The sequence below is a fragment of the Bradyrhizobium genosp. SA-4 str. CB756 genome, from assembly GCF_000473125.1.
GTDB lineage: Bacteria > Pseudomonadota > Alphaproteobacteria > Rhizobiales > Xanthobacteraceae > Bradyrhizobium > Bradyrhizobium arachidis.
Genome location: NZ_KI421499.1, coordinates 6,746,664 through 6,759,608 on the forward strand (window position 1 = coordinate 6,746,664; position 12,945 = coordinate 6,759,608).

General features: G+C 64.0%; 8 protein-coding genes. 2 read left to right on the forward strand and 6 right to left on the reverse strand.

From position 1 onward, the window contains the following. Positions 1-155 precede the first annotated feature (155 nt). From BRAGE_RS0132385 to BRAGE_RS0132410, 6 genes are all read right to left on the reverse strand, one after another. Positions 156-1,553 (reverse strand): NAD(P)(+) transhydrogenase (Re/Si-specific) subunit beta, encoded by a 1,398-nt coding sequence (locus BRAGE_RS0132385; RefSeq protein ID WP_027561035.1) that lies wholly within the window; start codon positions 1,551-1,553, stop codon positions 156-158. Positions 1,554-1,592: 39 nt separating this feature from the next. Continuing rightward, a complete protein-coding gene (locus BRAGE_RS0132390; protein WP_014492434.1) occupies positions 1,593-1,910 on the reverse strand; it encodes a proton-translocating transhydrogenase family protein in 318 nt (105 codons plus the stop codon). 12 nt (positions 1,911-1,922) lie between these two features. Then, the gene (locus BRAGE_RS0132395) at positions 1,923-3,050 is read right to left on the reverse strand and encodes a Re/Si-specific NAD(P)(+) transhydrogenase subunit alpha (RefSeq protein ID WP_027561036.1); all 1,128 of its coding nucleotides are present in this window, start codon (positions 3,048-3,050) and stop codon (positions 1,923-1,925) included. 145 nt (positions 3,051-3,195) lie between these two features. Then, positions 3,196-3,348 (reverse strand): aa3-type cytochrome c oxidase subunit IV, encoded by a 153-nt coding sequence (locus tag BRAGE_RS0132400; protein ID WP_008136857.1) that lies wholly within the window; start codon positions 3,346-3,348, stop codon positions 3,196-3,198. Between the two features lie 141 nt (positions 3,349-3,489). Next, positions 3,490-6,477, reverse strand: coding sequence for a patatin-like phospholipase family protein (locus tag BRAGE_RS0132405; RefSeq protein WP_027561037.1), 2,988 nt, complete (start codon positions 6,475-6,477; stop codon positions 3,490-3,492). Positions 6,478-6,657: 180 nt separating this feature from the next. Then, entirely contained in the window at positions 6,658-8,607 is a 1,950-nt protein-coding gene (locus BRAGE_RS0132410) for a M3 family oligoendopeptidase (RefSeq protein WP_027561038.1), read from the reverse strand. A 127-nt stretch (positions 8,608-8,734) separates the two neighbouring features. Between BRAGE_RS0132410 and BRAGE_RS0132415 the strand changes: the two genes are divergently transcribed. Then, entirely contained in the window at positions 8,735-10,231 is a 1,497-nt protein-coding gene (locus tag BRAGE_RS0132415) for a sigma-54-dependent transcriptional regulator (RefSeq protein ID WP_027561039.1), read from the forward strand. A 346-nt stretch (positions 10,232-10,577) separates the two neighbouring features. Further along, positions 10,578-12,806, forward strand: a complete 2,229-nt coding sequence (locus BRAGE_RS0132420; protein WP_027561040.1) for a L,D-transpeptidase family protein — start codon at positions 10,578-10,580, stop codon at positions 12,804-12,806. The last annotated feature ends 139 nt before the right edge of the window (positions 12,807-12,945 follow it).

The window sequence follows — 12,945 nt, forward strand, 5'->3', positions numbered from 1 at the left end:
ACTTGATGCTGGCGGGAATGGCGCGGCACGCACAGGCTTGTGCGTGCGCGACGTGCCACCGGATCCGTTGCTCGCGCGTGGCTTGGGGCGGCATGCGATGAAGGCGATGCCACTCCCGGTTCAAGGCCATCGCCGTAGCCTCACATCCTCTTGCCTTACATCGCCTTGACGATGTTCTCGGTGACCTTCTTGGCGTCGCCGAGCAGCATCATGGTGTTGTCGCGATAGAACAGCGGATTGTCGATGCCGGCATAGCCCGACGCCAGCGAGCGCTTGATGAACATCACGGTGCCGGCCTTCCAGACCTGGAGCACGGGCATGCCGTAGATCGGCGAGGTCTTGTCCTCCTCGGCCGCCGGGTTGGTGACGTCGTTGGCGCCGATCACGAAGGCGATGTCGGCCTGCGCGAACTCGGAGTTGATGTCCTCGAGCTCGAACACCTCGTCATAGGGCACGTTGGCTTCGGCCAGCAGCACGTTCATGTGGCCGGGCATGCGGCCCGCGACCGGGTGAATGGCGTATTTCACCTCGACGCCTTCCTTCTTCAGGATGTCGGCCATCTCGCGCAGCGCGTGCTGGGCCTGCGCCACCGCCATGCCGTAGCCGGGCACGATGATGACCTTGGAGGCGTTCTTCATGATGAAGGCCGCATCATCCGCCGAGCCGAGCTTGGCGGGCTTCTGCTCGCCCGTGCCGCCGCCGGCCGCGGCGGTCTCGCCGCCGAAGCCGCCGAGGATGACCGAGATGAAGGACCGGTTCATCGCGTGGCACATGATGTAGGACAGGATCGCGCCCGAGGAGCCGACCAGCGCGCCGGTGATGATCAGCGCGGAATTGCCCAGCGTGAAGCCGATGCCGGCCGCGGCCCAGCCGGAGTAGGAGTTCAGCATCGAGATCACGACCGGCATGTCGGCGCCGCCGATCGGGATGATCATGAGCACGCCGAGCGCCAGCGCCAGGATGACGATCATCCAGAAGTCGAACGCGCTGCCCGACAGCACCAGCCCGACGATGAACACGACGAGCGCGATCGCGAGCGCGATGTTGATGATGTGTCGGAACGGCAGGATGATCGGTGCGCCGCTCATCCGCGCGGACAGCTTCAGGAACGCGATCACCGAGCCGGTAAAGGTCAGCGCGCCGATGGCGACGCCGAGCGACATCTCGACCAGGCTCTGCGGATGGATATTGCCGGGCGTACCGATGTCGAAAGCCTCGGGCGCATAGAACGCGCCGGCGGCAACCAGCACCGCGGCCATGCCGACCAGCGAGTGGAAGGCTGCGACCAGTTCCGGCATCGAGGTCATCGGCACGCGACGGGCGATCACCGCGCCGATCGCAGCGCCGATCGCGATGCCGACAATCACCAGCACCCAGGCAAGGCCGTCTGCCGGCGGATGATTGGCAAGCGTGGTGGCGACCGCGATCGCCATGCCGATCATGCCGAACAGATTGCCCTGGCGCGACGAAGCTGGGCTCGACAGCCCGCGCAGCGACAGGATGAACAGCACTCCCGCCACGAGATACAGAAATGCAGAGAGGTTGGCGCTCATCTCAGGTCCCCATTGATCCCATCAGCCCGAGGTGGCCGCTTACTTCGACTTCTTCTTGTACATCGCCAGCATGCGCTGGGTGACAAGGAAGCCGCCGAAGATGTTGATGCAGGCAAAGATCAGCGCCACGAAGCCGAAGGCGCGCGCCCAGCCCGAACCGCTTGAAACATTGGCGACGCCGCCGGCGAGCAGCGCACCGACCACGATCACCGAGGAGATCGCGTTGGTGACGCTCATCAGCGGCGTGTGCAGTGCCGGCGTCACCGACCACACCACGAAATAACCGACGAAAACGGCGAGGACGAAGATCGACAGCCGGAAGATGAAAGGGTCGACGACCTGTGCAGCATGCTCCATGGCGATCTCTCCTTACGCCTTCGGCTGGAAGTTCGGGTGGATCACCGCGCCGTCCTTGGTCAGCGCGGTAGCCTTGACGAGCTCGTCGTCCCAGTTCACGGCGAGCTTCTTCTCCTTCTTGTCGACCATGGTCTCGATGAAGGAGAACAGATTGCGGGCGTAGAGGCTGGAGGCCGAGGCCGCGACGCGGCCGGCGACGTTGGTGTAGCCGACGATCTTGATGCCATCGAGATCGACGACCTCACCGGCCTTGGCGCCCTCGACATTGCCGCCGCGCTCGACGGCGAGATCGACCAGCACCGAGCCCGGCTTCATCGACTTGACCATCTCGCCCGAGACGAGCTTCGGCGCGGGCCGGCCCGGAATCAGCGCGGTGGTGATGACGATGTCCTGCTTCTTGATGTGCTCGGCGGTGAGCGCGGCCTGCTTGGCCTGGTACTCCTTGGACATTTCCTTCGCGTAACCGCCGGCGGTCTGCGCGTTCTTGAACTCCTCGTCCTCGACGGCGAGGAACTTTGCGCCGAGCGACTCCACCTGTTCCTTCGTGGCCGGGCGCACGTCGGTCGCGGTGACGACGGCGCCGAGACGGCGCGCGGTTGCGATCGCCTGGAGACCGGCGACGCCGACGCCCATCACGAACACCTTTGCGGCGGGCACGGTACCTGCGGCAGTCATCATCATCGGGAAAGCGCGGCCGAAGGCCTCGGCGCCCTCGATCACGGCGCGGTAGCCGGCAAGGTTCGCCTGCGAGGACAGCACGTCCATCACCTGCGCGCGGGTGATACGCGGCATCAGTTCCATCGCGAAGGCGGCGACGCCGGCATCGGCGATCGTCTTCAGCGCCGCCTCGTTGCCATAGGGATCCATGATGGCGATGACGAGCGCACCGCGCTTGTACTGCGCAAGCTCGGAGGCTTCGGGACGCTTCACCTTGATGATGATGTCGGCATCCTTCAGCGCATCGGCGCTGACGGTGGCCCCCACGGCGGTGAATTCGGAATCCGGCAGGCCCGATTTGAGGCCGGCGCCCGGCTCGACCGCGACCTCGGCGCCCAGCGCCTTGAATTTCTTCACCGTATCAGGCGAAGCGGCGACGCGCGGCTCCGACGGATCGATTTCCTTGGCAACGGCGATCTTCATAGGCCCTCCGGCGGCGCGGGACAGCGCACGCACAAAAAAACAGCGTTACTCCCGCAACGTTCGTTACCGGTTTTAGAACCGGCTTGGATGCAAATATTGTGGGCAGCTGCCGCCGCAGACGTAGGCAGCCGCCAGATCGATCAGATCAGGTCAGGAAGATCGCCATCAGGATCACGATGAGCGCGACCGACGCTGTGCCGTATTTCACGAGCTTGATGAAGCCCTCATAGGTCTGCTCGTGCGCAACGTAGTCGTTGCCGTCGGCGGTGGTGTACGCCACTTCGCTATGGTCAGCCATGGATTGTCCCCAGTCGAAAGCCGAATTATTGGGCTGGGATACCGCAAACCTTCCGGCAGGGCAACGGCAGCCGGGCGCGGTTTTGCCGCAAATCAGGTCATTTGGAATTCCAATTGGTGGGAATTCAGGTTCTCGCGCCGCTCAGCCCTGATCGATCATCGTCACGGTGACGCTCGCGGCCGGTCGCTGGGGAACGGCGAGACCAAGCGCCTCGCGCACCGCGTCGATGGAAGGGTCGCCCGCCTCGGTGAAGCGGGCCATCCGCGGATTGACGCCGCTGCCGATCGCAACCGGATTGTCCCCGGACAGGAAGCCGTGGGCCATGTGAAAACCCAGCGCGCGGTAGACCTCAAATTGCTCTTCGGAGAAGAACTGGTCACCCGTGGTCTCGTGCGGGAAGCGGTCGCTTCGGCGCGCGTAATCCCGAATATAATCGTTCTCGTCGCCATTGAGCGACGACTTGATGTAGACGAGATATCCTTTTTCATCTCCTCCATAGTCGATGGTGCCGATGGCGACGTGAACGTGGTCTTGCGCCATCTCGTCATGCTCGTCGGCTGCCGCGGGATCGCCTGCCTTATCGGCATTGCGGGCCATGAGCACACGCGTGCGCTCGCGAATGGGCGTCCATGGCAGGTCGATCCGGACCCCGAGATCGATGCGGGCATAGCGCTGCAACGTCATCAAGGAGCCGAAATTCATCGGCGCATCGGCCTCGGCATCGACCGCGATGATCACCTTGCAGCGGCGGCGCAGCAGTTCGTAGACGCCGAGATTTTCGATGTGGCCGCCGTCAGTGAGATAGACGCTGTCGCTGTTCTCGTACAGGCGCCCGGAGATTTCGGACCAGAAATAAAGCGGGGTGGAGCGGCGCTGCGGCCGCACACGCTCGTCGACGTAGCGCGGGTTCTTCAGCCAATAGCCAAGCCGTACGTTGAGGAGCGCAAGCGTCGGCGTCAGCGCCTTGATCGAGTTCGAGCCCATGTTCGAGGAAGCCGCGGCTCCGGAAATCGCCATTGCCGTCGCGAGGTCGAGACTCTGCTCGTCGTCCTGGAGGAGACCCGTGGGCGCATAGCCCGTCGCCTCGCTGCCGACGTTCAGCGCGGAGAACAGGAAGAAGTCCGCGTTGCGGCCGCGCCGATTGGCAAAGTCCGAGCCTTGTATATTCAATGCCGTATTGATGAGCTGATAGGGCGCGTGCAGCTTCGGCGTGGCCGGCAACCCCGGAATCCGGGCCGCCTCCGCCGGAATCGCATAGAGATCCGTCAGCTTCATGCGGTCGAGTGCCCGGAAATCGCGCCCCTGATCGAGACTGGCTTCGGCGCGCGCAACGCTTCCGTCAGCAGAACGCGTCGGATCGAACAGAAACGCCTTGCTCAGACGATCGCGGTAGAGCCGATGCAACGAATTCGCGTTCGGCGTCAGGCAGAACGAGACGACGAACAGCAGGACGCCGGCGAACGTGTAGAGGATCACCTTCGGCAGACTGTACGAATAGGCTAATTCCGAAGCCTCGCCCTGGAACAGGCTGGGAAGGTGAACCTGAACCACTTGTCCGGCTTTCTCGGCCAGGAATTCAAGCCAGGCGGGCGTATGCCAGGTCGGCGTCAGCTGGTCGGTGTCGGCGGCGACCGGCTGCGCCGGTTTCGGCGTGATCTCAGCCGACAAGGTGCCCTTACCGGCATCGAACTGGATCCTGCCGGCGAGGTTGCCGGAGGGAGTGTTCGACTTGGCATTCGCCAGGCATTCTCGTTGAGAGACGGTCCCCAGAGCCGCCGAACACCTCTCGAACAAGTCGTTGGAGATGCCCCAATACGAGAGATAGAGGTACGCCACCCAGATGACGAGCGGAAGTGCAAGACCGGCAATCCAGAGCGCGGCCTTGGCGACGATCCGGAGGACCAGCGAGCCGCGCTGCGAGGATGCGTTGTTTCCTTTCAACAGTTCCGCGAATTGCTGCCTGAATGCGGTGACGAAAACGCCGATTGGCGCAGCCGCGGCGGCCAGCGACTTGATCCAGACAATCGCAACGCCAGCAGCCGGTCCGCCAATTGCGCTGCTCTCGGCGACGTCGAACATCTGCTCCAGCATGAAAGGTTGAAATTCGAAGAAGGCGATCACCGCCAGCAGCACCAGGAAGGTGGCGCCTACGCTCGGCCAGTGCGAACGGAATTCCTGGCGCTTCCCCGGACTTGCGAGCGACTGCTTGAGAGCCCATCCGAAAAACAGCACGGCGCCGATGATGGCGATCGCGAGCGTCAGCGCGAAATGTTGGACCTTGAGAAAGCGCGCGAAATCGCAGGCAACACCGAACAACAACGCGATCCCGCCTATGTATGCGAGCACGACACTGGGTCCGCTGCCGCGGACGGAGCGCGAAGCAAAATAAGTCAGCCCGCTGCAAAGGAACATGACCAAGGCAATCGCGGCGCCGAACGTGCTGAAACCCCAGCGATCAACGCTGACGAAATTGTGTAGCTCGCACAGCTTTCTGTCGCTGAGGCTGACACCAAAGACGTTCGCATCCGTCAGGCAGCTCCGCAGCGGCGTAGACCACACGGTGACGGCGGCCAGCAACAGCACAATGGGTAACGTCAAGCCGACGTTGGCGATCAGTCCCCGCATGACGATGGCAATTCCAGTCAGAACGTCGCGGGCCCCGGCTGGAATCAGATAGTTTGAATAGTTGCGGAGATGTCCGACCGAAGGCGTGTCGCTGATCTCGGCGGCCGTGACGGTTCCGCGGACCGGTGTTTCGCCGAATACAAATCGCCGCGCCGCCGTCATGGTAGCGCTGAGGGAGGTGCCGATATAGCCACCGCCCGACACCGTGGACAGATAATCAATCCGCCCGATCAGATTGTGGTGGTTCAACGCCTGAAGCACGCCAAGGCAGAGTGCCGACGAGCGGATGCCGCCACCGGACAATGCGAGCCCGGTGACGTCGAGCAACTGGCAGCTTTCAAGGCGATCGGTATCGATGCGCCGATCCGGTTCACGCCGCGTGTTGATCGCCGCAATTTCATCGCGGACGATCTGATGGTGCTTCTCGCACCAGGGAATTTCCTGATCGACCGCGGCAGCGTTTTTCGACTCCGGAACCGGCGCGGCAGGTCCTTGATCGAGCATGGGCGCCTCCCCAGGCAGAAATCGATCAATCTGCAATCAATAGTTGAAAATTACTTCTGCAATACCTCTCGAGTTAGTCGCCTGGTTTACGCGAACGTTCAATCCCACGTAGCAAAATGTTGGGTTCTGTCGCGAGACTTGGTCTCGGCGTATGCGGCTGGCACCCGCGGCCCCTCCGCCTCAGCCCATCGCCTCGAGCTCGTCGATCATCCCGGCGATGACCGAGAGGCCGCCGTCCCAGAACTTGGGGTCCTTGGCATCGAGACCGAACGGCCGCAGCAGCTCGGAATAATGCTTGGTGCCGCCGGCGGCGAGCATGTCGAGATAGCGCTCGGCAAAACCTTCGGCCGCGTGCTCGTAGACGGCATAGAGTGAGTTCACGAGGCAGTCGCCGAAGGCGTAGGCATAGACGTAGAACGGCGAATGGATGAAGTGCGGGATGTACATCCAGTAGTTCTCGTAGCCCGCCTTGATCTCGATCGCCGGCCCTAAGCTCTCGCCCTGCACCGACAGCCAGAGCTCGCCGAGACGCGTCGCGGTGAGCTCGCCGTTCTTGCGCTCGGTGTGGACCGCACGCTCGAAGGAATAGAACGCGATCTGCCGCACCACGGTGTTGATCATGTCCTCGACCTTGCCGGCGAGCAGCGCCTGGCGCTGCTTTGCGCTCTTGGTCTGCGCGAGCAGCCGCCGGAAGGTCAGCATCTCGCCGAACACGCTGGCGGTCTCGGCCAGCGTCAGCGGCGTCGGCGCCATCAGCGCACCGTTCTTGGCCGCCAGCACCTGGTGCACGCCATGGCCGAGCTCATGGGCGAGCGTCATCACGTCGCGCGGCTTGCCCTGGTAATTCATCAGCACGTAAGGATGCGCCGACGGCGTGGTCGGATGCGAGAACGCGCCCGGCACCTTGCCCGGGCGCACCGGCGCATCGATCCAGCGGTCGGTGAAGAAGCGCTCGGCAATGTCGGCCATTTTCGGCGAGAAGCCGCGATAGGCGGTCAGCACCATGTTGCGCGCATCGGGCCAGCCGATCACGTCGGTCGCAGCAAACGGCAATGGTGCGTTGCGATCCCAATAGGCCAGGCGCTTCTTGCCGAACCACTTCGCCTTCAGCGCATAATAGCGATGCGACAGTTTGGGATAGGCCGCGCGCACCGAGGCAACCAGCGCATCCACGACCTCGCGCTCGACGCGGTTGTTCAGGTGGCGGGAATCCGCGACGTCCTGAAAGCCGCGCCAGCGGTCGGAGATGTCCTTGTCCTTGGCGAGGGTGTTGGTGATCAGCGCAAAAGTGCGCTCATTGGCCTTGAAGGTTTTCGCCAGCGCTTCGGCCGCGGCCTTGCGCTTGGCGCCGTCGCGGTCCTGCAACAGGTTGAGCGTCGGCTCGATCGCGAGCTCTTTGGCGCCGACCTTGAAGCGCAAGCCCGAGATGGTCTGGTCGAACAGCCGATTGAAGGCGGAATAGCCGGTCTGCGACTTCTCCAGGAACAGCTGCTCGAGCTTGTCGTCGAGCTGGTACGGCTTCTCCTTGCGCAGGTCCTCGATCCACGGACGGTAATGCGCGAGCTCCGCCGCTTGCATCGCGCGGTTCAAAATATCGTCATCGACACGGTTGAGCTCGAGCGCGAAGAACAGCAAATGCGTGGACGCCGCCGTCAGCCGCTCCGAAACGTCGCCGTAAAACTTTGAAATCTTGGGATCAACGCTGTCGCCGGCATGCACGAGGCCGGCATAGGAGCCGAGACGGCCGGCGAGATCGTCGATCGCCTCATAGCGTCGGACGGCCTCGGCGAGCCATTTTCCGCCATCTTCGTTTGCTGTCCCTGTCGCGAGCTTGCCCTTGTAGTCGGTCTCGAACGCGACGCAATCGGCATCCATCTTTTCGAGGTCGCGCGCCACTTCCGGCGCATCGATCCCGGAATAGAGGTCGGCGAGGTTCCACTCCGGAAGCTTGCCGGTCTTGCTCGCAGCTTTGGAGGGTTTTGCCTTGGCGGCAGATTTCTTGGTGCTTGGCTTGCGGAGAGCGGGCTTGGCGGCGGGCTTCTTGAGAGCAGACTTGTGCGAGGCAGACTTGTTCAGGGCAGACTTGTTCAGGGCAGACTTGTTCGAGGCAGACTTGGAGCGCGAATTCATTGTGTGGGAAACCTGTGTTCAACAATCGCGACGGCGGGCGGGGGCATCAAGGTTTAAGAGTGCGTTAATCGGCTTCGGCCAGAGTGACCCGATTCGAGACAGATAGTAGTAGCGTGCGGGGAACACCATGGCTGCCTGTATTTTGATCGCCGACGACGACGCTGTAGCCCGCCGTCTGGTCGAGAACATGGTGCAGAAATGCGGCTATGAGACGGTCGTCGTAGACTCCGGCGACGCCGCGATCGCCACCCTCACCGCCCCCGACGCGCCGGCCATCGACGCCGTCATCCTCGATCTCGTGATGCCCGGCCTCGACGGCATGGGCGTGCTGGCGAAAATTCGCGACGCCGGCCTCAGCGTCCCCGTCATCGTGCAGACCGCCCATGGCGGCATCGACAATGTCATCTCGGCGATGCGCGCCGGCGCCGCCGATTTCGTCGTCAAACCGGTCGGCGTGGAGCGGCTCCAGGTCTCGCTTCGCAACGCGCTCAATACCAGCGCGCTCAAGGGTGAATTGCAGCGCATCCGTCACAGCCGCGAGGGCCGGCTGACCTTCTCCGACATCATCACGCGCGCCGAAGCAATGGCACCGGTCATGCGCGCCGCCCAGAAGGCGGCGGGCTCCTCGATCCCCGTGCTGATCGAGGGCGAGTCCGGCGTCGGCAAGGAGATGTTCGCGCGCGCCATCCATGGCAGCGGCGAGCGCAAGGCAAAGCCTTTCGTCGCTGTCAATTGCGGCGCCATCCCCGACAATCTCGTCGAGTCCATCCTGTTCGGCCACGAGAAGGGCGCCTTCACCGGCGCGACCGAACGGCACACCGGCAAGTTCGTCGAGGCCCATGGCGGCACGCTGTTCCTCGACGAGGTCAGCGAGCTGCCGCTGACCGCACAGGTCAAGCTGCTGCGCGCGCTCCAGGAAGGCGCGGTCGAGGCCGTCGGCGGCCGCAAGCCGTTGAAGGTCGACGTCCGCATCATCTCGGCGACCAACCGCAAGCTGCTGGAACGGGTGAAGCAGGGCCACTTCCGCGAGGATCTGTTCTACCGCCTGCATGTGCTGCCGCTGACGATCCCTTCGCTCCGCGCCCGCCGCGAGGACATTCCGCATCTGCTGCGGCATTTCCTGGCGCGCTTCGCCGCCGAGGAGAACCGCCCCATCGCCGGCATCAGCGGCGAGGCCGTGGCGCACCTCGCCCAGCTCGACTGGCCCGGCAACATCCGCCAGCTCGAAAACGCGGTCTACCGCGCCGTGGTGATGAGCGACGGTGACCAGCTCGGCCTTGCCGACTTCCCGCTGCTCACCGCGCAGCCGCATCCCGCGACCGAGATCCCGACCGCCCCGCTGATGCTGGAGCCGATGGCTGCGCCCTCGGTGGTGTCGGGTAGCGAAATACCGATCGCGCCGCTGCCCTTGGCTGGATCGCTCTCCATGTTGACCCCGACCGGCGACGTCCGCGCGCTGGAGGACATGGAGAACGAGATCATCCGCTTTGCGATCTCGCATTACCGCGGACAGATGTCCGAGGTGGCCCGCCGCCTCAAAATCGGCCGCTCCACCCTCTACCGCAAACTCGACGAGGCCGGGGTTCCCGGTCATGGCGGCAAAAGCGGTGAGGAGACGCATTGAGCCTGATGCGAACGGAGGTTCGCCTGACCTGACGAGGCCGCCGAAAGCCGTTGAATTACGGCAAAATTCGGCGGCCATTCGAACCGTGACTTGGAAGTGACAGACACAGGGAAAAGCGCGTCGCGGGGACGCACAATCCGTTGCAAACAGACCTCCCTGAAGTCAGTTTGTGGTGAGTTGCCCTGGGGAGCGCTGGCTGCAAAACCGGGGCCTGTGTATCGTCTCTGTGGGAGTCGTTGCGTGCAGGCGTGCAACTTTCGCGAGGCCGGCGCGGTTTAGCCGAAGCTCATTTGGACGATAACGAATCTGTTCCACGAGGAACGGTTCACCCGAGGGGTGCGACACAATGCGTGACTGTTTGAACCACCGTGCAGGCTTTGACCGTGTCTTGATGACGGTCGCGGCGACCTTCCTCACGGTGTCGGCCAGCTCGGCGCTGGCGCAGGATCAGGCGCGCAGCAGCGCTGCCGAGCTCGCGATCGAAGCCGCGATCCCGCGTCCCGAGCCTGCAAACGTCCCGCCCCCGACCGCAGCCGATATCAAGCTCGACACCACGGCCACCGTTCAGGACAACGCCAAGGAGCCAGCCAAGGAGCCGGTGAAGGCTGAAGCCGCTCCCGCGCCGGCCGCGGAGAAGGTCGAGACCAAGCCCGCAGACGTCGCCACCACGCCTGCCCCCGAGGCGCCGAAGAGCGAGACGGCAAAAACAGAACCTGCGCAGAGCGAGCCTGCGAAGAGCGAAGCCGCCAAGACTGAGCCCGCAAAGGCCGATACCGCAACGGCAACGCCAGCCGCTCCTGCGGCGCCGGCTGCCGCAGCGGCTGCGGCCCCCGAGCCAGTGAAGACGGCCAGCAACGTGCCCGCCGCCGACCAGCCGGTCGCCGACAAGCTCAAGGACCTCATCGGTGCCAAGGCCTCGCGGCATTTCGACCGCAAGAACGAGCGCGCGGCGATCGAGAAGTTCTACGGCGCGCGCGACTTCGCGCCGGTCTGGACCCAAGCCGGCAGCCTGACCGCTGCGGCCAAGGGCGTGATCGCGCGGCTGAAGGACGCGGCGTCCGACGGCCTCAATCCGGCCGACTATCCGGTGCCGGATTTCGCTGCCGCGACGACGCCCGATGCGCTCGCCGACGCCGAGCTCAGGCTCACCGCCAGCATGTTCGACTATGCGCGCCAAGCGCAGAGCGGCCGCATGCACTGGTCGCAGGTCAGCGCCGACATCCTCTATCCCGAGCACCCGGTCGACCCGAGCGAGGTGCTGACGAAGGTCACGACCGCGACGGATGCGTCCGCGGCGCTCGACAGCTACAACCCGCCGCAGAAGCTCTACAAGGAGCTGAAGGCCAAGCTCGCGGAGCTACGCGGTCAGGGCAACGGCCCGGTGATCGAGATCGCCGACGGTCCCGCGCTGAAATACACCCCGGCCGGCAAGAAGCAGGCCGAGACCGTCGTGGATGATCCGCGCGTGCCGCAGCTGCGCGCCAAGCTCGGCATCGCCGAGAACGCCAGCGACACCCGCTATGACGCCACCGTCGCCGAAGCCGTGCGCAAATTCCAGAACGGCGCCGAGATGAAGCCGACCGGCATCCTCGACGACAAGACGGTCAAGGCGCTCAACACGCCGAAGCGCGACAAGCAGATCGACGTGGTGCTGGTGAACATGGAGCGCTGGCGCTGGCTGCCGCGCGACCTCGGCGTGCCCGCGCTGGGCGATGCCTATGTCATCCTCAACATCCCCGACTACACGCTGAAGGTGATGCAGCACGGCCAGCAGGTCTGGACCACCCGCGTCGTCACCGGCAAGCCGGGCCAGCACGCGACCCCGCTGCTGACCGAAACGATGAAGTACATCACGGTCAACCCGACCTGGAACGTGCCGCCGTCGATCGTCTACAACGAATATCTGCCGGCGCTGCAGCAGGACCCGACCGTGCTCCAGCGCATGGGCCTCAAGCTCGAGCAGAATCGCGACGGCTCGGTGCATATCTCGCAGCCGCCCGGTGAGGCCAATGCGCTCGGTCGCATCCGCTTCAACTTCCCGAACAAGTTCCTGGTCTATCAGCACGACACGCCGGACAAGAACCTGTTCGCCAAGGAAGACCGCGCCTTCAGCCATGGCTGCATGCGCGTGCAATATCCGGATCAGTACGCCTCGGTGCTGCTCAACATCGCCATGCCGAACGAGAAGTACACGCCCGAGCGCATCCGCAGCATGTACGGCAAGAGCGAGATCGACCTGAAATTCCCCACCCCGATCCCGGTCAACATCACCTATCAGACCGCGTTCGTGGACGAGGCCGGCAAGCTGCAAATCCGCAAGGACGTCTATGGCCGCGACGCGACCATGCTCAACATCCTGAGGAACGGCCGCGGCAAGGACCTCGAGAACGTCGTCGCCCATTCCCAGCCGAGCTATTCGCGCCCGGCAACGACGCTGCCCTCGGGCGTGGCGATCGCCAACAATGGCGGCGGCTTCGGCTCGTCGGGTCCGAACTTCTTCGAGCGCCTGTTCGGAGCGCCGACCCCGCCGCCGGCTCCGGTCGGCCGCCGGCCGCAGCGGGTGTTTACCCGCTGAGGCCCGCAAGGCGCCTCATTTCCTGAAATTCTGCAATGAAATCAGCGCCCCCGTCCCAAAGACGGGGTCGTTTAACGTTAACCATTCTGCGACCTGCCCTCGGGCACCGGGCGTTTTTTTGCCACAGTCAACCGTTTAG

Bases quoted from the DNA above. Each gene is read 5' to 3' on its own strand.
- BRAGE_RS0132420 (WP_027561040.1), top strand. From the start codon at position 10,578: ATGCGTGACTGTTTGAACCACCGTGCAGGCTTTGACCGTGTCTTGATG.
- BRAGE_RS0132385 (WP_027561035.1), bottom strand. From the start codon at position 1,553: ATGAGCGCCAACCTCTCTGCATTTCTGTATCTCGTGGCGGGAGTGCTG.
- BRAGE_RS0132410 (WP_027561038.1), bottom strand. From the start codon at position 8,607: ATGAATTCGCGCTCCAAGTCTGCCTCGAACAAGTCTGCCCTGAACAAG.
- BRAGE_RS0132395 (WP_027561036.1), bottom strand. From the start codon at position 3,050: ATGAAGATCGCCGTTGCCAAGGAAATCGATCCGTCGGAGCCGCGCGTC.
- BRAGE_RS0132405 (WP_027561037.1), bottom strand. From the start codon at position 6,477: ATGCTCGATCAAGGACCTGCCGCGCCGGTTCCGGAGTCGAAAAACGCT.
- BRAGE_RS0132390 (WP_014492434.1), bottom strand. From the start codon at position 1,910: ATGGAGCATGCTGCACAGGTCGTCGACCCTTTCATCTTCCGGCTGTCG.
- BRAGE_RS0132400 (WP_008136857.1), bottom strand. From the start codon at position 3,348: ATGGCTGACCATAGCGAAGTGGCGTACACCACCGCCGACGGCAACGAC.
- BRAGE_RS0132415 (WP_027561039.1), top strand. From the start codon at position 8,735: ATGGCTGCCTGTATTTTGATCGCCGACGACGACGCTGTAGCCCGCCGT.